General features: G+C 64.3%; 31 protein-coding genes and 1 tRNA gene. 18 read left to right on the forward strand and 14 right to left on the reverse strand.

Annotation, left to right across the window (positions count from 1 at the left end; translation table 11 throughout):
- Positions 1–18: 18 nt before the first annotated feature.
- From CH293_RS28145 to dcd, 9 genes are all read right to left on the reverse strand, one after another.
- Positions 19–318, reverse strand: coding sequence for a hypothetical protein (locus CH293_RS28145; RefSeq protein ID WP_176459942.1), 300 nt, complete (start codon positions 316–318; stop codon positions 19–21).
- Entirely contained in the window at positions 315–533 is a 219-nt protein-coding gene (locus CH293_RS28150) for an MFS transporter (RefSeq protein ID WP_052059432.1), read from the reverse strand. Before CH293_RS28150 ends, CH293_RS28145 begins: the two co-directional genes overlap by 4 nt.
- A 107-nt stretch (positions 534–640) precedes the next feature.
- Positions 641–1,717: a fused (3R)-hydroxyacyl-ACP dehydratase subunits HadA/HadB gene (locus tag CH293_RS07840; RefSeq protein WP_094719889.1), complete on the reverse strand. Its 1,077-nt coding sequence runs from the start codon at positions 1,715–1,717 to the stop codon at positions 641–643.
- A 104-nt stretch (positions 1,718–1,821) separates the two neighbouring features.
- Complete coding sequence (locus CH293_RS07845; RefSeq protein WP_094719890.1) at positions 1,822–2,778, reverse strand: Hsp70 family protein; 957 nt, start codon at positions 2,776–2,778, stop codon at positions 1,822–1,824.
- A 141-nt stretch (positions 2,779–2,919) separates the two neighbouring features.
- Positions 2,920–3,162 (reverse strand): ANTAR domain-containing protein, encoded by a 243-nt coding sequence (locus CH293_RS07850; protein ID WP_037111938.1) that lies wholly within the window; start codon positions 3,160–3,162, stop codon positions 2,920–2,922.
- Positions 3,163–3,470: 308 nt separating this feature from the next.
- Positions 3,471–4,436 (reverse strand): hypothetical protein, encoded by a 966-nt coding sequence (locus CH293_RS07855; protein ID WP_094719891.1) that lies wholly within the window; start codon positions 4,434–4,436, stop codon positions 3,471–3,473.
- A 110-nt stretch (positions 4,437–4,546) separates the two neighbouring features.
- Positions 4,547–5,995, reverse strand: a complete 1,449-nt coding sequence (locus tag CH293_RS07860; protein WP_037111942.1) for a CYTH and CHAD domain-containing protein — start codon at positions 5,993–5,995, stop codon at positions 4,547–4,549.
- A 71-nt stretch (positions 5,996–6,066) separates the two neighbouring features.
- The gene (locus CH293_RS07865) at positions 6,067–7,221 is read right to left on the reverse strand and encodes an Hsp70 family protein (RefSeq protein ID WP_094719892.1); all 1,155 of its coding nucleotides are present in this window, start codon (positions 7,219–7,221) and stop codon (positions 6,067–6,069) included.
- Positions 7,222–7,325: 104 nt separating this feature from the next.
- A complete protein-coding gene (dcd, locus tag CH293_RS07870; RefSeq protein ID WP_019665613.1) occupies positions 7,326–7,904 on the reverse strand; it encodes a dCTP deaminase in 579 nt (192 codons plus the stop codon).
- Between the two features lie 101 nt (positions 7,905–8,005).
- On the opposite strand from dcd, the gene CH293_RS07875 reads away from it, so the two are divergent.
- The 3 genes from CH293_RS07875 to CH293_RS07885 all read left to right on the forward strand — a co-directional run bounded on the left by CH293_RS07875 (position 8,006) and on the right by CH293_RS07885 (position 10,283).
- Positions 8,006–8,076: transfer RNA gene (locus CH293_RS07875), tRNA-Gly, on the forward strand.
- 402 nt (positions 8,077–8,478) lie between these two features.
- Positions 8,479–9,213 (forward strand): glycoside hydrolase family 16 protein, encoded by a 735-nt coding sequence (locus CH293_RS07880; RefSeq protein WP_094653346.1) that lies wholly within the window; start codon positions 8,479–8,481, stop codon positions 9,211–9,213.
- A gap of 98 nt (positions 9,214–9,311) precedes the next feature.
- Complete coding sequence (locus CH293_RS07885) at positions 9,312–10,283, forward strand: triacylglycerol lipase (RefSeq protein ID WP_094719893.1); 972 nt, start codon at positions 9,312–9,314, stop codon at positions 10,281–10,283.
- A gap of 35 nt (positions 10,284–10,318) precedes the next feature.
- Here the strand turns inward: CH293_RS07885 and aac(3) are convergent, their stop codons facing one another.
- Complete coding sequence (gene aac(3) / locus CH293_RS07890; protein ID WP_094719894.1) at positions 10,319–11,116, reverse strand: aminoglycoside 3-N-acetyltransferase; 798 nt, start codon at positions 11,114–11,116, stop codon at positions 10,319–10,321.
- Between the two features lie 11 nt (positions 11,117–11,127).
- The gene (locus tag CH293_RS07895; RefSeq protein WP_019665609.1) at positions 11,128–11,340 is read right to left on the reverse strand and encodes a DUF2945 domain-containing protein; all 213 of its coding nucleotides are present in this window, start codon (positions 11,338–11,340) and stop codon (positions 11,128–11,130) included.
- 131 nt (positions 11,341–11,471) lie between these two features.
- Between CH293_RS07895 and CH293_RS07900 the strand changes: the two genes are divergently transcribed.
- From CH293_RS07900 to CH293_RS07920, 5 genes are all read left to right on the forward strand, one after another.
- Positions 11,472–13,037: a GMC family oxidoreductase gene (locus tag CH293_RS07900; RefSeq protein WP_094719895.1), complete on the forward strand. Its 1,566-nt coding sequence runs from the start codon at positions 11,472–11,474 to the stop codon at positions 13,035–13,037.
- A gap of 356 nt (positions 13,038–13,393) precedes the next feature.
- Complete coding sequence (locus CH293_RS07905) at positions 13,394–14,080, forward strand: hypothetical protein (RefSeq protein ID WP_020110506.1); 687 nt, start codon at positions 13,394–13,396, stop codon at positions 14,078–14,080.
- Complete coding sequence (locus CH293_RS07910) at positions 14,080–15,375, forward strand: molybdopterin-dependent oxidoreductase (protein WP_094653347.1); 1,296 nt, start codon at positions 14,080–14,082, stop codon at positions 15,373–15,375. Before CH293_RS07905 ends, CH293_RS07910 begins: the two co-directional genes overlap by 1 nt.
- The gene (locus tag CH293_RS07915) at positions 15,372–15,851 is read left to right on the forward strand and encodes a hypothetical protein (RefSeq protein ID WP_037111956.1); all 480 of its coding nucleotides are present in this window, start codon (positions 15,372–15,374) and stop codon (positions 15,849–15,851) included. The genes CH293_RS07910 and CH293_RS07915 overlap by 4 nt, the downstream gene beginning before the upstream one ends.
- A complete protein-coding gene (locus tag CH293_RS07920; protein WP_037111958.1) occupies positions 15,848–16,522 on the forward strand; it encodes a methyltransferase domain-containing protein in 675 nt (224 codons plus the stop codon). The genes CH293_RS07915 and CH293_RS07920 overlap by 4 nt, the downstream gene beginning before the upstream one ends.
- On the opposite strand, the gene CH293_RS07925 is transcribed toward CH293_RS07920, so the two are convergent.
- Positions 16,498–17,868: a hypothetical protein gene (locus tag CH293_RS07925; protein WP_094719896.1), complete on the reverse strand. Its 1,371-nt coding sequence runs from the start codon at positions 17,866–17,868 to the stop codon at positions 16,498–16,500. The two genes, CH293_RS07920 and CH293_RS07925, sit on opposite strands and share 25 nt — an antisense overlap.
- A gap of 16 nt (positions 17,869–17,884) precedes the next feature.
- Here CH293_RS07925 and CH293_RS07930 point away from each other — a divergent pair, with 16 nt between their 5' ends.
- Genes CH293_RS07930 through CH293_RS28155 form a run of 8 tightly spaced genes read left to right on the forward strand, consistent with a single transcriptional unit; the run spans position 17,885 to position 22,538 of the window.
- The gene (locus CH293_RS07930) at positions 17,885–18,676 is read left to right on the forward strand and encodes an S-methyl-5'-thioadenosine phosphorylase (protein WP_037111963.1); all 792 of its coding nucleotides are present in this window, start codon (positions 17,885–17,887) and stop codon (positions 18,674–18,676) included.
- Positions 18,673–19,770 (forward strand): NAD(P)-dependent oxidoreductase, encoded by a 1,098-nt coding sequence (locus tag CH293_RS07935; protein ID WP_094719897.1) that lies wholly within the window; start codon positions 18,673–18,675, stop codon positions 19,768–19,770. Before CH293_RS07930 ends, CH293_RS07935 begins: the two co-directional genes overlap by 4 nt.
- Entirely contained in the window at positions 19,754–20,401 is a 648-nt protein-coding gene (locus tag CH293_RS07940) for a glycosyltransferase family 2 protein (RefSeq protein ID WP_037111968.1), read from the forward strand. The genes CH293_RS07935 and CH293_RS07940 overlap by 17 nt, the downstream gene beginning before the upstream one ends.
- Complete coding sequence (locus CH293_RS07945) at positions 20,398–21,060, forward strand: DUF2064 domain-containing protein (RefSeq protein ID WP_094719898.1); 663 nt, start codon at positions 20,398–20,400, stop codon at positions 21,058–21,060. The genes CH293_RS07940 and CH293_RS07945 overlap by 4 nt, the downstream gene beginning before the upstream one ends.
- Positions 21,057–21,542: a hypothetical protein gene (locus tag CH293_RS07950; RefSeq protein ID WP_176459943.1), complete on the forward strand. Its 486-nt coding sequence runs from the start codon at positions 21,057–21,059 to the stop codon at positions 21,540–21,542. The genes CH293_RS07945 and CH293_RS07950 overlap by 4 nt, the downstream gene beginning before the upstream one ends.
- Positions 21,543–21,576: 34 nt before the next feature.
- Entirely contained in the window at positions 21,577–21,993 is a 417-nt protein-coding gene (locus CH293_RS07955) for a helix-turn-helix domain-containing protein (RefSeq protein WP_094719900.1), read from the forward strand.
- Positions 21,990–22,331 carry a DUF4180 domain-containing protein gene (locus CH293_RS07960; protein ID WP_094719901.1) on the forward strand — a complete coding sequence of 114 codons (342 nt, stop codon included), beginning with the start codon at positions 21,990–21,992 and terminating at the stop codon, positions 22,329–22,331. The genes CH293_RS07955 and CH293_RS07960 overlap by 4 nt, the downstream gene beginning before the upstream one ends.
- Positions 22,332–22,376: 45 nt before the next feature.
- Positions 22,377–22,538, forward strand: coding sequence for a hypothetical protein (locus CH293_RS28155; RefSeq protein ID WP_170945183.1), 162 nt, complete (start codon positions 22,377–22,379; stop codon positions 22,536–22,538).
- Positions 22,539–22,554: 16 nt separating this feature from the next.
- Here CH293_RS28155 and CH293_RS07965 read toward each other — a convergent pair whose 3' ends face one another.
- Positions 22,555–22,989 (reverse strand): MarR family transcriptional regulator, encoded by a 435-nt coding sequence (locus CH293_RS07965; RefSeq protein WP_037111978.1) that lies wholly within the window; start codon positions 22,987–22,989, stop codon positions 22,555–22,557.
- A gap of 81 nt (positions 22,990–23,070) precedes the next feature.
- On the opposite strand from CH293_RS07965, the gene CH293_RS07970 reads away from it, so the two are divergent.
- Entirely contained in the window at positions 23,071–23,694 is a 624-nt protein-coding gene (locus CH293_RS07970; RefSeq protein ID WP_094719902.1) for a bifunctional 2-polyprenyl-6-hydroxyphenol methylase/3-demethylubiquinol 3-O-methyltransferase UbiG, read from the forward strand.
- Between the two features lie 91 nt (positions 23,695–23,785).
- A complete protein-coding gene (locus CH293_RS07975; RefSeq protein WP_037111982.1) occupies positions 23,786–25,621 on the forward strand; it encodes an acyl-CoA dehydrogenase in 1,836 nt (611 codons plus the stop codon).
- Positions 25,622–25,772: 151 nt separating this feature from the next.
- On the opposite strand, the gene CH293_RS07980 is transcribed toward CH293_RS07975, so the two are convergent.
- Positions 25,773–26,723, reverse strand: a complete 951-nt coding sequence (locus CH293_RS07980) for a hypothetical protein (RefSeq protein WP_094719903.1) — start codon at positions 26,721–26,723, stop codon at positions 25,773–25,775.
- Positions 26,724–26,882 lie beyond the last annotated feature (159 nt).

Genomic DNA, 26,882 nt, shown 5'->3' on the forward strand with positions numbered 1-26,882 from the left:
GGCCGGAGAATGCCCCGTTCAGGACGTCGACAAACGGGTGGGGTGTGGTTCTCCCGACCCTCGAACGAGCAAGCGCCCGGAAAACTCGTTTCTCGCACGCCTCGTCATGGGCAGGAGCACCACAAATCCCGCGGCGGCAAAGGCCAGCGTCAGGTAGTAGACCGAGTGCACCGAACCGGAGGCATCGATGATTACACCACCCAGTGATCCGCCGAGAAAGATGCCGAAGCAGATGATCGATGTATGCACGGTGTTGACCACGAACGACACCCCGCCGACGCGCATCACCCGCACAGCGAAGGCAGGGTTGAGGCTCACCCCGGCGAGTCCCAGGGCAAGCTCTGATCGAAGCCCGCACGGTCGGTCAGAATCGGTGAGAAGTAGCTGAAGATCGCGAACACCGCGCCGATGAGCAGCCCACTGGTCGCGTAGGCCAGCCACAATCCCCCGTTCCTCAACTCGGACAACTGCGCCCGGATCTTCGGTGGCGCAACCGCATCCACGGTAGGCACGAACTTCACAACGACGGGCACGCTAGCAATAGCGTATCGATCTGTCCATACAAAACGACTCCCCCTATTGTGAGTGGAAATGTAGGACCATCGGGTCGCTCCGCAGGGCCTACATTTCCACTTACGTGTCAGGCGAGCCGGACCGTCGCCGTAGCGCGGTGGCCGAAGATTCGCTTGCCCTCGAAGGTGGCGTTGAGTGCCACGACCGCGGTACGCGTCTCCGGGTCGAGGGACTTGATCTTTCCACCGAACTGAATCTCGGCGGCGCGGTGACTGTCCACGGGAATCGGCGCGGTGAAACGAACGGTGTAGTCCTTCACCGCACCCGGGTCACCGATCCACTCGGTGAGGTAGCCACCGCCGAGGCCCATGGTGAGCATGCCGTGGGCCAGCACGTTCTCGAGGTCGATGAGCTTGGCGAAACCCTCGCTCCAGTGAATCGGGTTGGCGTCGCCCGCAACTCCGGCATAGTTGACCAGATCGCCCCGAGTGAGACGAAACGACTTGCCGGGCAACTCGTCTCCGACAGAGACGTCGTCGAAGTTCACCGACGCCGACGACGGCACGTCGACGGCGGTCAGCGGCGGGTGCTCCACCTGATCCTCGTCCTCGTCGTGATCAGCTGCACCCGCGCGCGCCGCGAGAGTCGTCGCGCCCTGCATGACGAGATTCTCCGCAGCCTCGACGATCCCCTTGTCCACGTCACCGTCGCGCCCGATGAGCAGCGTCGTGTACGTGGTCTGCACCAGCTCACCCCGCTGATTGGAGACGATGTTCTTGGTGACCATCATGTCCTTGCCCATGACCTCCTTGTAGGAGTCGAGCGAGACGTCGCAGTACAGGTGATCGCCGGCAACGATCGGCTGATGGAACTGGAGGACCTGATCGGTCTGAAGCATCTGACTCAAGTCGAACCCGACGGCGATCTTCTGCAGCAGGCGCTTCTGGGCCAGCGTGCCGACCAGCGACATGAACGTCAACGGCGCGACGACACTCGAATAACCGAGAGCCTCGGCCGCGTCACCCTCCCAGTGGACGGGGTTGAAGTCCTGGACTGCACGTGAGTATTCGCGAACCTTCTCGCGTCCGACGTCGTAGTAGTCGGCAGTGCGGTAATGCCGCCCTACCATCGCTCGCACATGTTCGGCAGGGTCGAAGGTCTCGGCAGGGTCGAAGGTCTCGGCGACTGTCGCATTCTCACTCATTGGACGCAACATACCGGCAAGAGCGCCGCCAGTACACGCGCGGCGCGCAGCTTGTGGCACGTCATAGGCCCATCGGGCTTACGCCGTTCACCACACGAACATCCTCACGCCGACCGATGCCTCGGCATCGCCTGGTACGCCGTGGCACCGAATGCCTCATGTGCCCTGATGGTCGTGACCGCCGCCAGCGGACGACTGGTGCGCTGCCGAACCTCGTCGGCAGCGAGAAGAGCGGCACCATGAGCGGTCAACGATTCCGGCGCCGACGGCACGAACACCGGCAGGCGGAGATCCCGCCTGAAGACCCGACGGAGCAGCGGTAGGTGCGCGCAACCTCCGACCATGACGAGTGCGTTCACTGCCCGCGGGGACTCGACGATCACACTGGCGGTCCAGTCCTCGATGGAATACACGGCCCGCTCGACGATCTCGTCGAAAGAGCTGCGCCACAGCCGGATCGGGCCAGCGACGAACGGACCTGGCACCTCCGCGACGCGGAGGCTGGACAGCTGCTCACGCGCGTACGCAATGGCCACCATCAGACTGTCGATTCCAGAACTGGTGATCAGCTCGTCCGCACCGTAGGTGGCGAGCAGGTAATCCCGCACTGCCTCGTCGCACACGGTTCCACCGAACGCACTGGTTCGCTCCGCGCAGTACACGCGGCCACTCGCCGGATCGACGACGGACACCGTCGTGCCGGATGCACCGACGTCGCACACCGCGACGGTGCGCAGCCCGTCCAGCTGGCCGGATCCGCGGAGAAACCGCAGCTGCGCGCCGAGTTCCGACACGAGGTTGTACCTGTCCGACCGGTGCACCGAGTACGCGGAATTGCGGGTGCGCGACGCCGGGTCGTCCGGAACAGCGAGAACGGCGTCCTCGCGGTCGACCTGCTGCGCCTCAGCCATGGACTCGAGCAGCTCCAGCGCTGCGGCAACGTGCCCCTTCGCCTCGAACGACCGGACAACGTTGGCGGACCGCACCGAGTCGTCGGCGGAATCCAGCGCCGTCGCGCGAGCAGTGGCAGAGCCCACCGACACTCCGAGCACCGTTCTCATGGTTCCCTCGACTTCTGCCCCGTCACGTCCGACTCCTGCACGGATGGTAGCCAGGAAATCCTTCGCTGGGTAGGCCTAGGGCGCTCTTTTCAATCTTTCAGTTTGTTTTCACTCCCGAGCAGTGACCACGCACAACGCCGCTCATGCGACCCGCCGACGCTGCGCCAACAGATCTCCCCACTCCTGCGTGGCAGCACCGACAGGCGCTGCATTCGTCGCTGTCTCGCGTGCAGCCGCGACGAGCGAACGAGCCGATTGCAACAAGCTGACATCGAACGTGAAACTGTGTGTCACCAATTCTTCGAATGCCTGCTCCGGGGAATATCCCCGCAACGCAATGAGAACTCCGACAGCCCAATCGATACTGGTCCGAGAATCGTCCATCGAGCCAACCTACAATCCGTGAGATGTGAATATGCGTCGGTAACAACAACTTCGAGAATGCGCCAGACAACGATGCACGAGTTACGGACAGCGCATACAACACACACGCGGCGTCGAGCCGGCTCGTAGCCGAGGCGAGAGGCCGCTGAAAATCATGGACCGATGGTAGCCCGGAATTCCCGCCGACTGCCACCGATGTTCGATGACAATTCACTACTCCGCGGATAATTCACACGCGGTTCACACGACCGAATCGTCATGTACTCATGAGGCTTCGGGAGCGGTACCGAACGCAGACGACGATGGAGCTACGAGTCTCCACTCCCGCCGGTCTGGTCATCGGAAGTGTCGGTCGGCTCCGGGGTGGTCTCAGAAGACGTGGGCTCGGAGGCAGACGACGTCGTAGTCTCAGGCTCGGGGCTCTGCACGTCCGTCGTCGTCGCCCCACCGTTGCTCGGCTTGGTCGAACCCGGCCGCGGCGGGCCTGGTTCTGTCGGGACCGGTCGGACCGGCGGGGCTGCTGCGCCCGGACCGGCGGACTCGGGTTGCCGGTCTTCCGGCTGCGGCGCATCCTCACCGACGGGCGCGAGGGGTACGACGACGACGACAGCACCGGGATCGACCGGAAGCGCGTCGGCGCCTGGCACGCCGTCGATCGGCGCCTCCGGAACAGCGGTCGTCGTCGCACCGACCGGGATGGATGCAGGCCGCGTCGGCGACGCATCCGAGGCTGGGACATCCGACGGATAGACCATCTCCGACGGGACCGAACCGCCGGCCTGCGACGGCCCGGCCGTCATAGCCCACGCGGTGACGCCTCCCAGAGCGGCGAGAACGCAGGCGCCGACGGCGGCAATCGGCCAGACTCCGCGGTGTGGCTCCCGCGCCGAGTCGGGAGCTGCGGTCGCCGGCGCGAGCGAGCCGACGAGAAGTGCGGCGCCGACGTCCGGGGTGTAGGCGTCGGACAAGCGATCGTCGAAGATGTCGACGACGGGAGTCGGCTCGGATTCGGTGGCCGCCAGGGCATCGGCAACGATTTCCCGTTGAAGCGCGTTCTCGCACACCACCGCTGCACCGGCGACGTTCAGGTCGTGTTGCATGGCCTGGACGCGCATGAAGCCGAGCGCGGTGGACACGGCCCCGGCGATTCCGCCGGGAGTTGCGGCGACGGTGACCGTGCGGGTCGCGACTGGGCCGAGCTCAGGGAGGGTTGTGTCCACCAGCGACGCCGTGACCTCGTACGTGCTGACGTGCACGCCAAGCGCGATGTGCATGCCGCTCGTACCCCCCGTGTAGTGCCGTGACCGATTACCCGACGTCAATCCGGGCGATCGGTTGGTTTGATCGGCAATCAGACTACCCGGGTACCGGACAATCGTCGCATTCAGATTCCGGGCTCTGTTATCTCCGCTCGGGACGCCGCCGCCGCGGCGAGTTCCTGCGCGTACAGCAACCCGAACGTGAACCCGTTCTCACCCGGCGTCACACCCGCCTTCCGGCCCAACTCGAGCAGAGTAGCCGCGGCAACCACGGCGTCCTGGTGCTCCCCGAGGATCTCCTGGACGTTCTTGTAGCGGGCGATCCTCGCCTTCGACTCCTTCTTCCCGACGATCGGCTTGACCAACTCGGCGGCGTAACGCGCCCGCTTTCCTGCCTTTCGTGCTCGATGCAGCGCCTCGTCGTCGCCGGCCTCGGCCGCAGCAGCCACACGCTTGGATGCTTTCTTGCCCGCCTTACGCGCGAGGACGTCGAGATCGTCGTCGTCGATCTTGTGCGCGCTCTTCGCCAGCGGTAAGCCGCGCGTCCACTGCGCCAGTTCGGTCAGCAGGGCGAGGTACCGCTCGCCATCCAGTTCGGCGGTCACCACGGCACGGAAGCGAAGCTGCTCGGCAAGCAGATCGTTCTCGATTCGTGCGGCAACGGGCCCGAGCACCAGGTGATCCGGGAGCTCGCCCAGGGATTCCGCAAAGCGGGCGCGCTGCACCTGACGATCCCGCACCTCACCCAGAAGCCCGGCGTACCAAGACAATTCCGCTTCCAAGAACGCTGCCCTGTCGTCGTCGAACACGTCGGCGAAGACGCGGAGCGTGCTGCGGTAGCGGCGAATCGCCACCCTCGTCGAATGAATCGGATCCATACCGCGGCGCAAGTACACGTCGCCCGCGAAGATCGCCTGGGCCTGCTGATCGAGGTAGTCCGCGACGACGCCGACGGTTCCCGTGTGGACCGGCTCGGCCGAAGAACGCACCGCGCGATGGAATTTGGACGGATGCGCGCCAGGACGCGCACCTGCCGCCTTCAGCTTCTTGCCCACCTGCTTCAGATCCGACTCCGAGCCGTCGGGTCCGAGCTCGACCTCCACCTCCCGCCAACCGTGCCCGTCGGCGCCGGACAGATCGACCGTGACGGTGTCGTCGGCGAGTTCGGCAACCACACGACCTTTGCGATCGGACAGAACGTGAAGTCTGCGCAGCGACGTCAACGTAGCCACAGAGGACAACGGCTTGCCGAGCGTGGCACCGATCAGAAGCTCCGCGAGTTCACCAGGGACGGTCGCATCCTCACCACTACCCAGCGGCAACCTGATCTCGGTCCGCGCCTTGTCGGCCGGAACCTTTGCGTGCCACCCTGTGTCGGCGTCACCGCGGCGGCGACGCACCGTGATGCCGCGCTGCAGCAAATCCAGATCCTCGGTGTCGAAGTACGTGCTGACGAGCGAGACCTCCGACTCCGTCGCGGAACCGCCCGCGGGAATCAGCTGGTCCACATCGGGAAGAACGAAGTCCGGGTCGACGTCGAACTTGTCCTCACGTTCGGTGTGTATCGAAGCCATGGAACGAGTCTGCCGTAAACAGGTGAACAAACGGAGGCAATCGATCGCGTGGCAGGTCTACCGGCTGGGTTCTACCGGCTCGGTTCTACCGGCTCGGGGACGTTCGCGGAGGCATCGACGACGGTCGCACGGTCGATTGGGGCGATTGGGGCGATGACCGCGTCGTCGTGGTCGGACGAGTGGCCCGCGGTGGGTCGTCCCGGTGGCTCTGCACCGCGATCGCTCGACGCCGCCGCAGTCGACACGACCACACCGCCTGCGATCAACGCAACGACGCCCAGGTACCGCGATGCGCGTAGGCGCGTCAGACGCCGCGACGACGTGTCGCTGTGGCGGGGACGTGCGGCACTCCCGGTCGCGCGGGTCCGGGCTTCTCCCTGGGAATGCTGGGCTGCCGCGACGGCGAGTCCCCGAGCCATTCCTATCGCACCTCGCGCAGCCAGAGCTTCCGGCTCGCGCGGGACGAAGACGGGCACCGACCAACCGTCGATCAAGCTCTGTCGCACTATCTGCATGTTCGCGCCTCCGCCGACCGCGAACAGGGCGTCGACATGAGGCGCGTCGGTGATCATCGACGACGTGAGGGTGACTGCGTCGTACACGCTGTCCCGAACCAGATCCTCCATGGTGGATCGATGGAGAGTGGCGACGCCGGCCGGGGTCGCCACCTCCACGGCCGTGACGGACGACAGTCTCTCCTTGGCCTCGCAGACGGTCTCGACGAACAGCTCGCGAGCTTCCGGGTCCAGGACGTGCGACCCGAGAAGATGCCGGGACAACCTGGCGTCGCACCCGTCTCCGGACAGCACGGTGCTGCGCCGCGAACCGAGGACGTGGCCGGAGTGGCATTCCACGATCGACACGGTGACCCCGCCCGCCCCGACATCGAACAGCGCGACAGTCTGATCTGCCGTGAGATCGCCGGACTCCTGCAGCGCGCCGATCTGCGCACCGATGTCCGACACGAGTGCAAGGCCGTCCACATGCTCCACCCCGTAGACCTCGCTGGGGTTCTTGTCACGAAGAGCCAGTACGGGGACAGTGCCCGACGCGCCGTTCTCGCGCGCGAACTTGTGGACGGCCCAGGTCACCGCGCCCCACGGATCCTGCGAACGCTCGGGTACGGCAATGATGGTCTCGGTGCTGAGCTGGGGATCTCCGCGCACGTCGCTACATGCTGCGCGTATTCCGCTCACACCGAGCGATGCGCCGAGTACGGCTGTCATCGAAAACCTCGCTCCGGTAAGCCCCAACCCACTTCGGCAAGGGTCGAGACTACCGGAGAAACCGTATGCGCGTATTGAAAATCAGCCTCAAACAGACCAGCGGTTCAGTCGACAGGCGATTGAACGAAGTTGAGGTACGCCTTCGACGGGGTCGGCCCCCGCTGGCCCTGATACTTCGATCCGACCGCCGCACTGCCGTACGGATTCTCCGACGGGCTCGACAACCGGAACAGACACAGCTGCCCGATCTTCATCCCCGGCCACAACGTGATCGGAAGATTCGCCACGTTGGACAGTTCCAACGTGATGTGCCCGCTGAAACCCGGATCGATGAAGCCTGCGGTCGAATGCGTCAGCAAACCCAACCTGCCCAGGGAACTCTTGCCCTCGAGGCGACCCGCCAGGTAATCCGGCAGTGTCGTCAGCTCGAGCGTCGACCCGAGCACGAACTCGCCCGGATGGAGCACGAACGGCTCGCCGTCCGCAGGCTCGACGAGCGTCGTCAACTCGTCCTGCTGCTTCGACGGATCGATGTGCGTGTAGCGAGTGTTGTTGAACACCCGGAACAGCTTGTCCAACCGAACGTCGACGCTCGACGGCTGCACCATCGCAGAATCGAAAGGCTCGATACCGAGGTTGCCGGTGGACACTTCAGCGCGGATGTCGCGATCGGAAAGCAGCACAGTGCAGGCTATCGCTCCGGCGGCACACCGTTCCCGCTGACCACCCACACGACACCCGACTGCTAGAGTTGCTCGGCGCGGACAGCCTCGACGTCCGCCGTGCCGGTGTAGTTCATTGGTAGAACGCGACCTTCCCAAGGTTGAGAGGCGGGTTCGATTCCCGTCACCGGCTCCCTTCGTCCTTCCGAGTTCTTCCGATCGACAAACAGACCGAAACACGGTCCTCGAGGATGGAATTCGAGAATCCGACCGTTAATTCGGCGGAATCGACCCTTGCATCGAGAACAAATATTCATATTTCGCTTTCCAGTGCAGCAAGCAGGCTGCATTGTGTTAGACATCCCTCGTGCTTTTGTTACCCCTCGACAATTGATACGAAGGACCCGAAATGAAGTGGTTCGCTCTCGTAATGGCCCCGATCCTGATTGCGGCGCCTTATACATATCCGTTTCCCACCTACCCGCGACCGACGGTGTTTCCGAAACCTCCGACCACCACGGCGCCACCGCCCACGACGACGGCCCCTCCTCCGGTAACCACGGCTACTCCACCACCGAGCGGCGGGCAGACGACGGTGCTCTGGGAGGACCAGTTCAACGGGTCCGGCGCCGTCGATCCTGGAAAGTGGGGTTTCCAAACCGGCAGGTGGGGAGCAACTTCGGGTGAACAGCAGTACTACACCAACTCGACCAGCAATGCGTCGGTCGCGGGCGGCTCGCTGAACATCACGGCCAGGAGGGAGACGACTCCGGACCGCAAACCCGCGCCGAACAACTTCACCAGCGCTCGTGTCGTGAGCTTCGGAAAACAATCCGTAACCCCGCCAGTTCGCCTGGAAGCGTCCATAAAGATGCCTCGCGCGGCCGGATTACTACCTGCTTTCTGGTTACTCGGCCTCGAACCGGGTAATGAATACAATTGGCCGCGGCAGGGAGAAATAGACGTCGTAGAAATTCCCGGCACAAACGGCCCCTCTTTCAACCTGCACGGCCCGGCGCGAAACAACTCCAACACGGACATCAAGACCGGCAGCGGAATGAGCCCGATTTCCGACGGCTTCCACACCTATCGGGTCGACTGGTTCCCTGACCGAATCACCTGGTTCGTGGACGGTGTCCAGAAATTCACCGTGACGAAGGGCGACTACGAAGCCAAAGGGGGCAACTGGAAGCCGTTCTCCGGTGCATGGCCCCACTACGTCCTCTTCAACGTGGCAGTCGGCAACGACTGGGTAGGCAAAGCCCCCGCCTCGACTCCGTTTCCGCAAACCATGAGCATCGACTGGGTCAAGGCAAGTCGGATCAATTGATTCGACTGTGATACGTCAACAAAACAAACACGTTTCATTGGTACATCGCACAGCACATCGGCATAGGGTCGAGGGGAACCCACAACCCGAGGTGCTGTGTGAGCTACCGATTCTCGACTACGTCGACCGCCACCGTTCTGCTCCTGTTCGCCGCGTTCGGCGTCGCTCATGCGGCGCCGCCGAACGCGCCGGACGTACCGGGGCCGGCCCAGAGCACTCATGCCGCCGCGATCGCGTACGCCGCCAACCACCCAGATTCGGTGCCTCCCGGCATGAACCCGGTGGACTGCGTCCCGTCCGCAGAGCATCCGAATCCGGTCATCCTGGTCCATGGCACCGACGCGTCGGTGTACGCGGATTGGGCCGCACTGTCGCCCGCGCTGGCATCGGTCGGCTACTGCGTCTACGGACTGAACTACGGCGCCTCCCCGGACGGAACCAGCTTCGGCTACACCGACATTCGCGGTAGCGCCGCGCAGCTGAAGGACTTCACCGACGGAGTTCTGTCCACAACCGGCGCCGAGCAGGTCGATCTGGTCGGATACTCGCAGGGCGCGGCAGTCACCCGATACTTCACCAACCGCCTCGGCGGCGCGGACGTCGTCGACAAGTGGATCGGCATCGCGTCCCCCGCCTACGGTGGAACCGTCTACGGAGTGTCACCGGCGATCCAGGCCGTGCCGAGCGCCACGCGACTGGTGTCCAGCGAGTTCGGGCCCGCCTTGGTCCAACTGATGGAAGGCTCGACATTCCTCCAGGACCTCAACGAAGGCGGTGACACCGCCCCTGGCGTCGAATACACCAGCATCGCCACCGACGTCGACGAGGTCATCCAGCCGTACACCAATGCGCTGCTTCGTGATCCGGACGCCCGCAACATCGTCGTCCAGGACGTGTGCCCACAGAACAACGTCGCACACTTCACGTTCACTTACGACCCGACGACCATCGCCCTCGTTCTCGGCGCCCTCGACCCCGGGGCCGGAATCGTCCCGCCGTGCGCACCGGTTCCGATCGGTGCCGGTGTTCTGGACGTGGTGATCGCCAGCAACGCGCCGCCCGCCGGATGATCGCCGGATGATCGGCGGCGACACCGATCCCGCACTCACCGCGCCGCGTGACGTTCCAGCCACTCGATCCCGAACGCCGTGATGGGTCCGGCGTCGACGACCACGCTCTCCGCGAGCCCCACCAGCCCACGAGCTCCGGCTCCGGTCGCAAGAAACTCCCGGACCACCGTCGCGAAGTAATCGTCGTCCAGGCCCGCAATCACGGGATCGGACGTGTCGAACTCCTCGGACCATCGCCAGACGGTCTCGCCGTCCGGACCCAGAAACGGGTACTCACGCCTGACCCGGCGCTTGGCCGGGACATCCGCCAACGCCTCCGCGTGATGCAGCAACGTCATCGTGTCCAGCGGCGCACCCACCATCAACACCCTGCCACCGGCCCGGACCAGACGGGCGAACGGCGTGCCCTCGCCGTATCCGTCGTCCAACGGGTGATCACGCGTGAACTCGTCGGCCCTCGCACCCAGCGCGGCGACCGAGGCACCCGGGTTCGCGCTCCGGAGGACTCCCGGCCTGGTACCGATCGTCGACGCGAGTATCCCGTGGTCTCGCGCCGCCCGCGCGGTCGAAGGATCGAACGGCGGGACATGCGGCCGAATGTCGGCCGCAACCGTGCCGTCGGCGCCCCAGATGTCGAGACCCAACTCCCAGTCCTGATACGAGAGAACGGTTCCCGACGGTCCCACGATGTCCAGAACCGCATCGACCAGTGCGTCGGGGCCACCGAGGATCGTCCCGACGCGTCCACACGCGGCATGCACCATCACGGCGTCGCCGTCACGGATCCCCAGGGCGCGGACGTCCGTGCCGAGGCTCGCTCGCGTAGCGATCATGGACGACGACCCTAGGGTGTGTCGACCTCACTGTCGAGCTTGAGCACACGCTGCCCGTCGGACTGTTCGATCAGGTAGGCGGGCGTCTTCTCGGTCCCGTTCCTGGTGATCTCGCTACCCGAGATCTTTCTGGTCACCTTGTCGGTGTGCACTTCGACGATCTTGCCCTCGGCAGTGCCCTGTCCCCAGTTCCACTGCACGGTCGTGCCTTTTCGGTGCGTCATGCCGCCGGACTACCCCATCCGGGGGAATTCGACGCATCACCCGCCCGGACGCCCCCACCCGACCGAAAAGCGGTCGCAGCGGGCGTCGCGACTGCTACCTTTCCCTCGGGCGCTGCGAAGAGGGGAAACGAATGTCACTGGTTGCAGATTACGTCGTGGTCGGCGCAGGTTCCTCGGGCGCGGTGCTCGCGAACCGGCTCAGCGCAGACCCGCGGAACACTGTCGTCCTGCTCGAAGCAGGGCCGGAGGACAAGAACAAGTTCGCGCACATCCCCGCAGCCTTCTCCAAGCTGTTCCGCAGCGAGGTCGATTGGGACTACGACTCCGAGCCGCAACCGGAGCTCAAGGGCCGCAGCATCTTCTGGCCACGAGGCAAGATGCTCGGTGGATCCTCGTCGATGAACGCCATGATGTGGGTTCGCGGTTTCGCCGCCGACTACGACGAGTGGGCATCGCTGTCGGACTCGTCGTGGTCCTTCGAGAAGATCGTCCCGTACTTCCGCAAGATCGAGTCCATCGAAGGAACGACGGCACTCGACGCCGGCACGACCGGGCCGTTGATCGTCTCGCACCAGCGAAGCCCGCGCGCGCTCACCGCCAAGTTCCTCGAGGCCGTCGAACAGGCAGGTTATCCGGTGGAACCGCCGAATCTGCCCGAGCCCAAGGGTTTCTCGCAGACCATGGTCAACCAGAAGCGCGGAGCCCGCTGGAGCACAGCGGACGCCTACCTGGCGCCGATTCGCACACGGAAGAATCTCACCGTCCTGACCGAGGCGCAGGCCACCAGGATCGTGTTCGACGGTTCGGCTGCGGTCGGCGTCGAGTACGTGTCCAGTGGCCACACCAAGACGGTCCGAGCAGCGCGGGAGGTGGTACTCGCCGGTGGCGCGATCAACAGCCCGCACCTGCTGATGCTCTCCGGAATCGGCGACCGTACGGTTCTGCAGAACCTGGGCATCACCGTCCAACATCACGCCCCCGAGGTGGGCCGTAACCTCACCGACCACCTCGCAGCGCTCATCGGCTGGAGCGTCGACAGCGATTCCTTGTTCTTCGCCGAGAAGATCCCCGAACTTCTCAACTACCTGATTCGCAGGCGCGGAATGCTGACGTCGAACGTCGCCGAGGCCTACGGTTTCATCAAGAGCAGAGACGACCTCGCTCTGCCCGACGTCGAGCTGATCTACGCCCCCGCCCCGTTCTTCGACGAAGGCCTGATCGCACCCGACGCCCACGCCGCCGTCATCGGCTCCGTCCTGCTCCGTCCGCGCAGCCGCGGAGAGATCACGCTGCGCACTGCCGACCCGTTCGCGAAGCCGATCATCGATCCGCGGTACCTCAGCGACGGTGACGGCGCCGACCGCGCAGCCATGCTGGAGGGACTGCGCGTATGCAACGAGATCGCGTCCCAACCGGCCCTGAAAGGTCAGCTCGGTGACGTGGTACGACCACGCAACGCAGGCGACCTCCTGTCCGAGGCGCTCGAGCAGAATGCGCACACGCTCTACCACCCCACCAGCACCTGCCGGATGGGTAACGATGCCTCCAGCGTCGTCGCGCCCGACCTCCGAGTGCGCGGCGTGGACAACCTCCGCGTGGCGGACGCGTCGATCATGCCCACCATCATCCGCGGCCACACGCACGCACCCAGCGTCGTGATCGGCGAAAAAGCGTCGGACATGATTCTGCGCGGCTGAACACCCCTGATCGTGTAGGTCGGAAAAAACCGGACCGTCGGATAACCTCCTGTTTCGGGCCTTTGGATAACAGATCGGTAACAGAGGGGTGTCGAACAGGACACGGCCCCACTACGAGTGATCGATTCGGACATTCTGGTCACACAAGACGTCTTGGACGTGAGAGCCTTTGTGTACCAAAGCCATAGGAACGGTTCGGCAGCGGCGGACAGAGTCGTGACGCACAGGATTCGCAGATCTCCCGTGCCCAAATCGCCTCTGTTTCGCAAATGGTCGAAGACCTCACCCATCCGGTACCGACCCGGTGGCGAATTACAGACAACGCTCAAGACATGAGCACGAAAGGTAGACACACAATGACCTCCATCCGTAAAGTCATGGCCGCCACTGCAATTGGCGCACTCACTCTCGTACCTCTCGCCGCATGCTCGTCCGACGATTCCTCGTCCACCGCGGAAACCACGTCGTCGGCCGCCGCCGAGACCACCGAGTCGACACCAGAGCCCGTGGCAGAGGTCGACGACCTCTCGAACGGCGTCAGCACCGCAGTCCTCCTGGACCCAGGCTTCACCGGCGCCCTCACCACCCTCGGCCTCACCCCCGGTGTCATCGGAACCGCAACTCTCGCAGACGGTTCCATCAGCTTCCCGATCACCGGCGGAGACGTGAAGTACTGGGAGCCCGGCACGGTCGACCCCTACGTTCAGGGTGAAATCATGCACGACGGAAGCGGCCTGTCGCTCACCGCAGGCGACACCGTCGTCGAACTGACCGACTTCGACATCGACCCAGGCACCTCGCTGCTCACCGGCAACGTGTCCGTCAATGGTGAGGTCGCTGCAGAAGATGCAGTCATCTTCGACCTCGACGGCCGCACTCTGAACCCGTTGGCAACCGGTCCCGACAACACCGCGATCCTGCAGGGCACGCAGGTCAAGATCTCGGAGACGGCTGCCGGCCTGCTCAACGACACCTTCCAGACCGATGCTGTCACCCCCGGCCTGCTCGTGGGCGTTGCCACCATCACCATCGCCACTGCGTAATGACCGAACCCGAACGCGCGAGATCACCGCTCCAGGTGGCCTCGCGCGTTCGGCGTCGTCGCCCCACCCCTCCGACGTTCCGTAGCCCACTGCGGGGGCCGTGGCTGACGTCCGTCTTCGGCGCAGTACTGCTGCTCGGCCTGCCCATCGTCATTGTCACAGGACTGCTGTCCTACATGGCCTACGGCCCGCAGTTCGGTCAGGCGATCCCCGCCGACGTCGGCTTTCTTCGTCTCCCCCAGTTCGACTGGCCTACCGACCCGTCCTGGCTCTACCGACTCACGCAGGGGCTGCACGTCGGCCTCGGGTTGGTGCTCGTACCCGTCGTCCTCGCCAAACTGTGGTCCGTCATACCGAAATTGTTCACGGTCCCTCCGGTTCGCTCGATCGCCTCTGCGCTGGAGCGCCTTTCGCTGATCGCTCTCGTCGGCGGCATCATCTTCGAAACCGTCACGGGCGTCCTCAACATCCAGTACGACTACATCTTCGGCTTCAGCTTCTACACTGCGCATTACTGGGGCGCATGGGTGTTCATCGCCGGATTCGTCAGCCACGCCATCATCAAGATCCCCACGATGGTGACGGCGCTGCGCTCCCGATCCCTGATGCAGGTGCTCGAAGACAAACAGACACAACAAGAGACCGGCGAGTCCGAACTGATCGCCGAGGACCCCCACGAACCGACGATCAGCCGCCGCGGGGCACTTGCACTCGTCGGAGGAGGCGCAGTGTTCGTCGCCGCGCTCACCGTAGGTCAGACGACCGGCGGATTTCTCCGGAACGCAGCAATTCTCCTGCCTCGCGGCCGATCCTACGGAGACGGACCCAATGACTTCCAGATCAACCGCACAGCCGTCGCCGCGGGAATCGGCACCGACAACACCGGTACGGACTGGCGGCTCGAGGTCTCCGGCGGCAGCACGCCACTGACATTGAGCAGGGATCAACTGCTGAGCATGGAGCAGCACACCGCCGAACTTCCGATTGCCTGCGTCGAAGGATGGTCGACGGTGCAGACCTGGACCGGAGTTCGACTCCGTGACCTCGCCGCCGCAGCAGGTGCCGACAACATCGCCTCGACTCAGGTCGTCTCACTGGAGACGAACGGGCCGTTCAGTCGGGCGACCCTGCAATCCAATCAGTCGCTTCACCCCGACTCGCTCCTGGCGCTGAAGGTCAACGGTGCCGACCTCTCGCTGGATCACGGCTATCCGGCACGCATCATCGTCCCCGCCATGCCTGGCGTCCACAACACCAAATGGGTGGCGAGCATCGAGTTCCGGGCCGGCACATGAAACGTCTGTACGGCGCAGGACCAACGCACCTGCTGCTCATGGGTTTCGTGTTCGCCCTCATCGGTTATGTCGTCCACGTGGCCGGCATCGCAACCTTCTGGAACCGCGATGTGTGGTGGCAATCCATCGCCGTGTGGTTCGCGGGCGCCGTCGTGCTCCACGACCTCGTTCTGGTGCCGCTCTATTCGGCTGTCGACCGCGCACTGCGGACATTGTCACGTCTGATCGGACCGAGTGTGCCGGTCCTGAACCACATTCGAATACCCGCGCTCGGTGCGGCCCTCAGCTTCGCACTGTTCTTCCCCGGAATCATCGAACAAGGCGCTGACACCTACCGGACCGCGACGGGCCTGACCCAGGAGCCGTACCTCGTCCGATGGCTGCTGCTGACCGCCGCACTGTTCGGGGTCAGCGCGGTCCTCTACACCGTCCGGATCGCAACATCACGTAGTGCACGAAACAGGAGAAAACCATGACAGTCACTGCGGACGAGATGTTCGGCCGCGCCGCATCAGGGCTCCCCTGTTGGATGGGGTACTCCGATGGTTCACGCACAGCACTACCGACCGCACGATGGATGGGCGGCGCTGCGGCGAGCCAGGAGGACGTCGCAGCCGATCACGAAATGTTGCGGCACTGCATCGGACCGACACTCGATCTCGGGTGCGGGCCCGGCCGCCTCACCGAAAGCCTCGTACGTCGCGGCGTCTCCTCCCTCGGAGTGGACACCTCGAAAAAGGCCGTCGACCTCACCGTCGGCCGCGGTGGCCGCGCCGTTCTACGCGACCTGTTCGACGCACTACCCGACGCAGGACGATGGGCGTCCGTGCTTCTCGCCGACGGGAACATCGGCATCGGCGGAGACCCGGTGCGCCTGCTGCGCCGCGCCGCCGAATTGATCCGACCCGACGGCACGGTCATAGCCGAAGTCGATGCGCCTGGATCGAATCACGTGATCGAGCAATCCGTTCGGTGGGAAACCGACACGACAGTCGGCGAGTGGTTCGCGTGGGCCCGGGTCAGCGTCGACGCGACGGCCGACCTCGCGCACGCAGCGGGCCTCACCGTCGTCGACGTCGCACCCGTGCACGGACGGTACTTCGCGCGTATGAGCCTGGCCGATCACCAATTCGTGAACAGCAGATGATTGATCGCGAGTGCGGCGATCACTTGCAGTGCCAACCAGAACTTGTGCGAACGCTGCGGCAGAACAGCGGGGGCCAGCAGCATCCACATCGCGAACGGAAGCCAGATGCGTTCGGTCTCGGCTTTGCTCAGCTGACTCAAGTCGGCCATCACCACCGCCGCGAGGCCGGCGAGGACAAGCAGGTTGATCGGCTGCAGCCGTGTGAAGATGCGGGGCAACGCAGCCGGAACAGCCAGGCCCAGTGCACAGAACAACGCCGCGAAGTTCGCCCAACCCCAGTACGCGAACGGACGATCCGTCGCGATGCCCTGGTAGTAGCGCTCCTGGACCAGCTCGTAACCGTCGAACCACCAGAATCCGTAGACCGTGAACACAGCCGTGACGACGAGTGCACCCGCCACCGCTCCGAGGAGCGGCCAGGCCGTGCGCGCCGCAATCAGAACAGCCACCGCGGGCAGGCCCATCAAGACCAATCCGTAGTTGAGGTAGATGCCGAAGCCGAGCAGTACACCAGCGGCCACGGATGCGGGCCAGAGGTAGTTCGAGTTCTTCCGTGTCGATATCGCCAACAACGCGATACCCCAGGCAACGACGCCCATGTAGAAGGCGTCCGCGGACACCGCGACCCAGATTGCAGCGGGCGCGAGCACCACGAAGGGCGCTGCCCGACGGGCCATGTTCTCGTCACCCACGGCACGGACGGTCACCAGAACCGCTACTGCAGCGCTGGTTCCGACCAGGACACACAGCGACGCCGCCCACGCTCCACCGCTCAGCCCGAGGCGGTCGAGCCACACGAACGTCAGCAGAGCGCCCGGTGGGTGACCGGAGACGTGGGTCGTCCAGGAATCGACCTGGTAGTCCAGAATGCGATCGGAGAAGCCTCTCAGCGTCTCCGGGATGTCGGTGATGCCGGGTACCTCGTGCAGATACTCGTCGGTGGACGCGAGCCGGTCGACAAATCCCCTACGCCATCCGTCGATCATCGCCAGCGACATCGTCCACGCCGCCAACGATCCCCACACCACCAACAGCAGCCGACGCCACGGCAGACGTCGCGCGATCTCCGGTCCCCACAGAACACCGGCGATCGCCAGCAGAATCGCGACCGGGGTGCCCCACCCGTAGTGAGGTTCACGGAAGCCGAAAAGTGGTGCCGCGTCGGCAAAATCACGAACCTGCTGAGGGGTGCGATTGATGATCGGGGTGATCAGTTCGTTTCCCAGGTACGGTACGACGAACGCCACCGCGACCAGCACGGCGGCAAGTCCGCCTGCCAGAGCTTCTCTCCAGTATCGGATAACGTCCACCCATTTCTCGTGCGATACAGCGTCGCCCTGAAGCATAGAAGAGAATGACACCATGAGTTCACGACAACGAGCGGACATCGCCGTCATCGGCGGCAGCGGCTTCTACTCGTTCTTCGGTCCCGACGCCGAGAGCATCGAGATGGAGACCCCGTACGGAGCGCCCAGCGGCCCCATCACCGTCGGCGACGTCGACGGTCGACCGGTCGCATTTCTGCCTCGTCACGGAGCGAACCACGAGTATTCGCCCCACACACTGCCGTATCGGGCGAACATGTGGGCACTGCGAATGCTCGGCGTCAGTCGGATTTTCGCACCGTGCGCCGTCGGCAGCCTCGTTCCCGAGTTCGGGCCGGGAACCGTGGTGGTGCCGGACCAGCTGGTGGACCGCACGAGCGGGCGAGCGCAGACCTACTTCGACCGCGGCGGAGTACACGTGGAGTTCGCCGATCCCTACTGCGGTGACCTCCGCGCCGCAGCACTGCAGGACGGTGTGGTCGACGGCGGCACCATGGTGGTCGTCGAAGGCCCTCGCTTCTCCACCCGCGCCGAAAGCCAGTGGTTCGCTCGGCAGGGGTGGACCCTGGTCAACATGACCGGCCATCCCGAAGCCGTGCTCGCCCGGGAGTTGGAGCTCTGCTACACCCCGATCGCCCTCGTCACCGACCTCGATGCAGGAATCGAAACCGGGCAGGGTGTCAGAGCCGTCGATGTCTTCGCGGAATTTCAGAAGAACATCGAGCCGTTGAAAGCCCTGGTGCGCAGCGCTATCGGTGCCGCGCTGATGGGGCCGTGCGAGTCCTGCCGGGTGCACGACGGCGTTACCCTCCCGATCGAGCTGCCATGACGCGCGTACTTCTCACCGGCGCAGCCGGATTCATCGGCGGACACATCCGATCGGCACTCGAGCCGAATCACGACGTCGTCGCCATCGACGCGATGCTCGCCTCGGCTCACGGCCACAGCGGTGAACACGGGAGCGGTGAATACGGCAGCGGTGACACCAGCAGCGGCGAATCCGGGAGAGACATCACCCGAGTCGACGTACGCGATCATGCTGCACTGGTCGAGCTTCTGACGGGCGTCGACGTCGTGTGTCACCAGGCTGCCGTCGTCGGCGCAGGCGTGAACTCCGCCGACGCGCCTGCCTACGCCAGCCACAACGATTTCGGGACCGCTGTTCTGCTTGCAGCCATGGCGGAAACCGGCTGCACCCGGCTGGTGTTGGCATCGTCGATGGTCGTGTACGGCGAAGGAAAATATCGCAACGCCGCCGGCGACCTCGTGATGCCGGGCCCCCGTACGAGGTTGGCCGACGGCATCTTCGAGAACACCGACCCCGCCACCGGCGAGGTTCTGGACTGGACTCTGGTGGAGGAAGACGCGGAGCTGCGGCCGAGGAGTACCTACGCAGCGAGCAAGGTAGCCCAGGAGAACTACGCCCTTGCCTGGTCGCTCGCCACCGGGGGCTCGGTGACCGCACTGCGGTACCACAACGTGTACGGGCCTCACATGCCGAGAAACACCCCGTACTCCGGTGTCGCCGCCATGTTCAGGTCCTCGCTCGAAGCCGGCAAGGCTCCCCAGGTCTACGAGGACGGGCACCAGGCGCGAGACTTCGTACACGTCAGCGACATCGCCGCCGCGAACACCGCAGCCATCGACGCCGCATTACCGGGATTCACTGCCCTGAACGTCTCGTCCGGTCACCCGATCACCATCGGGGAAGTAGCCTCGACGCTGTCCGACGCCTGTCACGGCCCTGCTCCCGAGATCACCGGCCAGTACCGCCCCGGCGACGTACGACACATCGTCGCCAGCCCTGAAAAAGCGAGGCGGACGCTCGGATTCGTCGCGGCGATATCCCCGGAACAGGGTCTCCGAGAGTTCGCGACGGCACCCCTTCGCGACGCGGAAGGCACCGGTGCACCCCGTGTCTGACGTGACGGTCGTCCTTCCGTGCATGAACGAAGCAGGATCACTCCCTGGCGTGCTGGCACGGATTCCCGACGGATACACCGCGCTCGTCGTCGACAACAACTCCACCGACGGCACCGCGGACGTCGCGAAAGCACACGGCGCCACCGTGGTACACGAATCGGTTCCCGGATACGGATCTGCTGTGCACGCAGGAGTACTCGCAGCAACGACCGACATCGTCTGCGTGATGGACGGAGACGGGTCGATGGATCCGCAGGACCTCCCTCCGCTGGTGCGCGCACTGGACACCGTCGACCTGGTCGTCGGGCGCCGACAGTCCGGTCACTCCCCGCTGCACGCACGGCTAGGGAATGCCGTTCTCTCCCTCCGACTGCGAACCAAGTACTCGCTACCTGTGCACGACCTGGGCGCGGTGCGGGCGATACGCCGACGGACACTGCTGGACCTGAACGTGACGGACCGACGATCGGGATACCCCCTGCAACTGCTGGTGCTCGCATCCAAGGCCGGGCTGACCGTCCGCGAACTGGACGTCTCCTACAATCCGCGAACCGCCGGTAAATCCAAGGTATCCGGCTCGATCAAGGGGACGATCGTTGCCACACTGGACTTCTGGAAGGTGTTGTCATGAAGGTCACCGCCCTGGTCGTCGCTAAATCCCCCGTCCCCGGATTGGCCAAGACAAGGCTCGCCGCAACCCTCGGCAACGCCGCCGCCGCCGACATCGCCGCCGCCGCACTGCTCGACACCCTCGACGCCGTGTCCGCCGCCGACTTCGATCACCGCGTCGTCGCCATCACCGGCGACCTCGACAAAGCAAGCCGCCGAGACGAATTGGAGGCAGCACTGGCGTCGTACACCGTGGTGAGGCAGCGCGGCGACGGGTTCGCCGAGCGCCTGATCCATGCACACGAGGACGCGTCGGGCACCCCTGTCTTCCAGATCGGGATGGACACCCCGCAGGTCACCGCAGAACTGCTCGACGCGTCGGCGATACACCTGACGGAACCGGAACAGTCGGTGCTCGGACTCGCCGAGGACGGCGGATGGTGGGCACTGGGACTGCCGAATGCTGCTCTTGCACAGTCACTGCGAGACGTCCCGATGTCCACACCCACCACCGGAGCCGCGACTCGCACCGCCCTGGAGAAGCTGGGAGCCCGCGTGCGACCGCTGACTGTCCTGCGGGACGTCGATCACGAGAGCGACGTGCAGTACGTGGCCGCGGAATGCGCGTCGGGCAGTCGTTTTCGGGCCGCGGCCGAGCGGTACGTACCGCGTCTGCAATGATCGATGGATGCTCTCGGAGAACACCAGTGTCTGACAAGAAACCCGCTCGGATCCGGTTTCCCCGTCGGCTGAGACAAATCGATCCCGCGCGCCGCGGAATTGTCCTCGCGTGGTTGGCCTTCACCATCACCTTCGGCGGGGCCAGGCTGGTCACGTGGTTGATCCAGATCGACACCCGCGGCGTCGGCGATCTCAGTGCCGGCGGGGTTCACCTGCACCACTATCTGTGGGGAATTCTCCTGCTGGCGGCGGTCGCGATCTTCGGGTTGGTCGACCGCAGCCCGAGAACTCGCTCCTGGATGGGCATCGCACTCGGCGTTGCGTTGGGGCTGATCGTCGACGAAGCAGCTCTTCTCATCACACTCGAGGACGTGTACTGGCAGAACGAAGGGTGGTCGTCGATTGCCATCGCGGTGACTCTGATCGGCGTCGTCGGAAGTGCTCTGGTGCTCACACGGAGCGGTGCGACTACCGAAGACTAACCTGAAATGCCCTCATAGGGTAGTTTAGGGAATTGTGGCGAACGACTTCTACACCGCCGAACAGGTCGCCGAACTGCTGGGCCTTCACGTTCGAACGGTGCGCAACTACATCCAGGACGGACGTTTGCCTGCCGTCAGAATCGGCAAGCAGTACCGCATCACCCCCGCCGGGTTGGCTGCCCTGACCGGAGGCGACACCCCCTCGCCGGACGTCGACGTCAGCGTGACCAGCATCGTCGACGCCACCGCGATCGACGAGCAGACAGCGTCGCGCCTCGCACTGTTTCTCTCGACCGCTGCTACCGGCCGTGGGCCGAGCGCTCGGCGGCTTCGGATCGACACTGCATACGACACCTCGACGTCGACGCTGAAGATCGTCGCCTTCGGCGGTGCAGGCGACGTCGCCGAGGTCCTGCGCTTGATCGACACGTTCATCGAGGGAACCAAGTGAACGTTCTCTACGTACCAGCTGCAGGTGACCCGATCGGAACGGAACAGGACGCACTGGACATCGTCGGCGATGCGTTCGGCATCGAGGCGCGCGTCGCCGTAGTGCCGGTGCAGCGGTTGATGCCGGAATTCTTCGATCTCAGCACCCGCCTCGCCGGTGAATTCGTACAGAAACTAGTGAACTACCGGATTCAGCTGGTGATCGAAGGCGATATCCAGCCATACACCCAGGTCAGCGAGCCGCTACGCGCATTCGTGGCCGAATCCAATCGGGGCCGACACATATGGTTCGTTCCCAATCGGTTATCGCTCCAGGACCGGATTGCAACAATCCGATAGCCGCTTTCGCAGTCATTTCTCAGGACCAGGTGCTACAAACGATGTGTGACCGGGGTACTCATAGGCGTGGCGATCTGGATGGCGATGGCTCTCATCGTCGCCGTCGTGCTGGGTCGGGTCTCTCAGCGCGCGGACAGCGAGGAGCTCGGATCGACTCTGAGCTGGGACACCGAAGAGATCGACGAGGCCGTTCAGCACGATCGATAGCCGCCACTTCCACTACCTACTCGTTCTTCTCCACGATTTCGGTCAGTATCCGTGCCGCCTCCGCCAGTGTGGTGCGCTCGTCGTCGCTGAGCTCACCCAGTCTCTCGGCGAGTACCCGCTCGCGCTCGGCGACGTCACTGTCCGCCACGGCCCGACCCGAGTCGGTGAGAGTCAGAACCACCTGTCTCCGATCGGTCGCGTGCGGCACTCTCTCGAGCAAACCCATCTCCACCAGGGCATGCGACGACCTCGACACCGACGGCGGTTTGATCCGCTCACGCACGGCCAGCTCACCCGTCGTCATCGGACCCTCCCGAAAGATGGTCGTCAGTATCGACAACTGAGCGACAGGAATTCGGTCGCTGGCGTGCCGCAGACGAAGCCGACGATTCAGGCGCATCGCCGACACCGACAGGTCCCTGGCCAGGTGCGTGTCCGATTCCGAGCTCATCCCGACAGGTTAGCGTGCCGAACGAACAGGTCGCGCACGGCCGACGCGTCGAGCACACGGATTCTGCGGCATCATCAGGGGATGGACGCCGAAGACTGGGACCGAAAGTACGAACGTCGCGAACTGGTCTTCGGAGAGCCGCCCAACCAGACACTCGTCGAGATCGCGACCTCGCTTCCCCGGGGACGCGCGCTGGACCTGGCGTGCGGCGCCGGCCGCAACTCCATCTGGCTGGCCACCCGCGGCTGGGAAGTAACCGGCGTCGACTTCTCGTCGGAGGCACTCACACGAGCACACCGCGTCGCGTCGGCGTCGCCTGCGTCCGTCCGAAACAGGCTCACCTGGGTTCACGCGGATGTGACGACCGTCCTACCGGAACCGGGATACGACCTGGTTCTCGTGCTCTATCTGCATCTGCCCCACGAGCAACGCCGTAAAGCAATCTCGACGGCACTCGATGCGCTGAAACCTGACGGAATCCTCATGATTCTCGGTCACCATTCGAACAACATCGCCGACGGAGTGGGCGGACCCCAGGAAGTCGAACTACTATATACGCCAGAGGAATTGGCGATCGATGTCGGGGATCGAGCCGTCGTGAACCTCTGCGAAACGAGCCTCAGGACAACGGCCGGCGGTACCGCTATCGATTCGTTACTACTCGCCAGTAGGTCCCGCCTTGGCAGCGCGAATGAACGGGGGTAACATGCCTCTATGTTACCGACGAGTAGCTATACCGAGTAGCTAAATGCTTGGGCGGTACTCACGAGACCGCACCACCGACTGGAGAGACGCAATGGGCCATTACAAGAGCAACCTTCGGGATCTCGAGTTCAACCTCTTCGAGCTGTTCGGGCTCGACGAGTCCCTCGCAGGTGACAACTTCGGAGACCTGGACGGTGAAGCTGCACGCGACATGCTTCGCGAGGTAGTACGCCTGTCCGAGGGTCCCCTCGCAGAATCCTTCGCCGACGCGGACCGCAACCCGCCGGTGTTCGACCCCGAAACTCACACCCTGAAGCTGCCGGACTCGTTCAAGAAGTCCTTCAAGGCGCTCTACGACGGCGAGTGGTGGCGCGTCGGCCTCGACGACGAGGTCGGTGGCATCGCTGCTCCCCGCAACCTCGGCTGGGCCCTCAACGAAATGCTGCTGGGTTCCCAGCCGGCCGCGTTCATGTACTCCGCCGGACCGTCCTTCGCCAACGTCCTGTTCCACAACGGAACCGACGAGCAGAAGGAATGGGCCAAGGTCATCGTCGAGCGCCAGTGGGGCGCCACCATGGTCCTCACCGAACCCGACGCCGGATCCGACGTCGGCGCCGGACGAACCAAGGCCATCAAGCAGGAAGATGGCTCCTGGCACATCGAGGGCGTCAAGCGCTTCATCACCTCGGCCGTGTCCGACGACCTGTTCGAGAACATCTTCCACCTCGTTCTCGCCCGACCCGAAGGAGCAGGACCCGGCACCAAGGGCCTCAGCCTGTTCTTCGTCCCGAACACCCACTTCGACTTCGAGAAGGGTGAACTCGGCGAACGCAACGGCGTCTTCGTCACCGGCGTCGAGCACAAGATGGGCCTCAAGGCGTCGGCGACGTGTGAGCTCACCTTCGGCGGACACGGAATCCCCGCTCAGGGCTGGCTGGTCGGCGAGGTCCACAAGGGCATCGCGCAGATGTTCGACGTCATCGAGCACGCACGAATGATGGTCGGCACCAAGGCAATCGCCACCCTCTCCACCGGCTACCTCAACGCACTCGAGTACGCCAAGGAGCGTGTGCAGGGCGCCGACCTGACACAGATGACCGACAAGGCAGCACCGCGCGTCACCATCACGCATCACCCCGACGTGCGTCGCAGCCTCATCACGCAGAAGGCATACGCGGAGGGCCTGCGCGCGGTGTACCTGTACACGGCAGCGCACCAAGATCCCATCACCGCCAAGCAGGTTTCCGACGCCGACGCGGACATCGCCTACCGCGTCAACGACCTGCTTCTCCCGATCGTCAAGGGTGTCGGATCCGAGATCGCCTACCACCAGCTCGCGGAGTCGCTGCAGACTCTCGGCGGATCCGGCTTCTTGCAGGACTACCCGATCGAGCAGTACATCCGTGACTCGAAGATCGACTCACTGTACGAGGGCACGACGGCCATCCAGGCGCAGGACTTCTTCTTCCGCAAGATCGCTCGCGACCGTGGCGTTGCGCTCGCTCACGTAGCAGGACAGATCAAGTCGTTCATCGACAGCGAAGCAGGAAACGGTCGCCTCAAGGCCGAGCGTGCACTGCTCGCAACCGCTCTCGAGGACGTACAGGCCATCGTCACCACGATGACCCAGCAGCTCATGGGTGCTCAGGAACAGCCCACCGAGCTCTACAAGGTCGGCCTCGCATCGGTGCGTTTCCTCATGGCATTCGGCGACCTGCTCATCGGCTGGCTGCTGCTGCGTCAGTCCGAGATCGCCATCACGGCACTGGACAACGGCGCCGAGGGCAAGGACAAGGCGTTCTACGAAGGCAAGATCGGCGTCGCGTCGTTCTTCGCCAAGAACATTCTGCCGCAGCTCACCGCGACGCGGAACATCCTCTCCAACATCGACCTCGACGTCATGGAACTCGACGAAGCAGCATTCTGATCCCTGCTGTCACCACGGCCGCACCCTTGTCGAAGGGTGCGGCCGTTGTCGTCGGTGCCGACGCTCACCTGCGTGCCGGACGCTCGCCTGTGTGCTGGACGCTCGCCCAGGTGCTAGCACTGGGCCGTGCGTCCAGCACGTAGGTGAGCGTTCACAGGCTCTGCTCCAAAGATCCACGTGGAGCAGGCATCCGATCGGCCTGTGCGATCGCTCGACGCACGCGTTCCGCTACTCGTTCGAAGGCGAACAGATCGGCCCAAGTGAAGCGCACCACTGGGTATCCGAGCCCGCGAATGCGATCCTCCCTCTGCTTCTCCTCGAACACAGCGTCGCCGGCACTTTGACCTGGCCGCAGGTACTTCTCGTACTTCACCTTGCCGTCGAATTCGAGAACCACCCGGGCGCAGACGACGAAATCGAGGCGTCCGACGAAATTTCCGTCCTCGTCGCGAATCTCGACTTGCAACTCGACGTCGGTGAAGCCACTGTGCAGCAGTCGAATTCGCCCCAAGGACTCACCGACACTTTCACTGCGACCGTCCAACATGGCCACTGCTCGACGAGCCTGGGCAACACCCTTCCGCTTCCTGGCCAGATCCAACTGATGCAGTAGTAGATCCGGATGCAGACCGCTGCGGAGCGCCATGTCTCCCATCGACACCGACGCATCGAGCGAGCGGGTTCGCGCCACGTCCGCAATGGTCCTGGCTACCGACGTCACCCGCATGCCGTTCACCTCGACGACATCCTCCACCGCTGCGCAATGAACGACGACGCGTGCGGTCGTACGGCCACCGCCGCGCCGGGCTCTGGTGACATGCACCTTCGTCAGATCCAGTCCATACAAGGGTAATCCGTGAAGAACAGCGGCGGAATCGTGACTCACGATCGAATCGTTCGCTAGATTCGGCAGCAGCGCAATTATGCGAAGGACATGACGCTCCCGCTCGTCCAGCGTCGAATGATGGTCGCTGAAGACATAGGCTCCGCGCGCCAGACGCTCCCACCCACCACTCGAGTACAACGCGCGGAACTCGTGCAGCGCCAAACCGGATTCGAGCGCATCGGTACGTCGCAGCAGTCCGGTCGGATCGAGTTCCATGGAGCAAGACTGCCCGCCGGGATAGTCGTTCGGGTAGCGGATTCGCACTTTGTGGATGAAAGCGGGGGTTGTGGATGAATTCCTGGACGGAGGTACCACAGCGGCTGATCCGCACACCGGCGGGCGTCGGACGTGGATGGCCTGGACGCTCACCTGTGT

This window comes from Rhodococcus sp. 14-2470-1b (assembly GCF_002259415.1).
GTDB lineage: Bacteria > Actinomycetota > Actinomycetes > Mycobacteriales > Mycobacteriaceae > Rhodococcoides.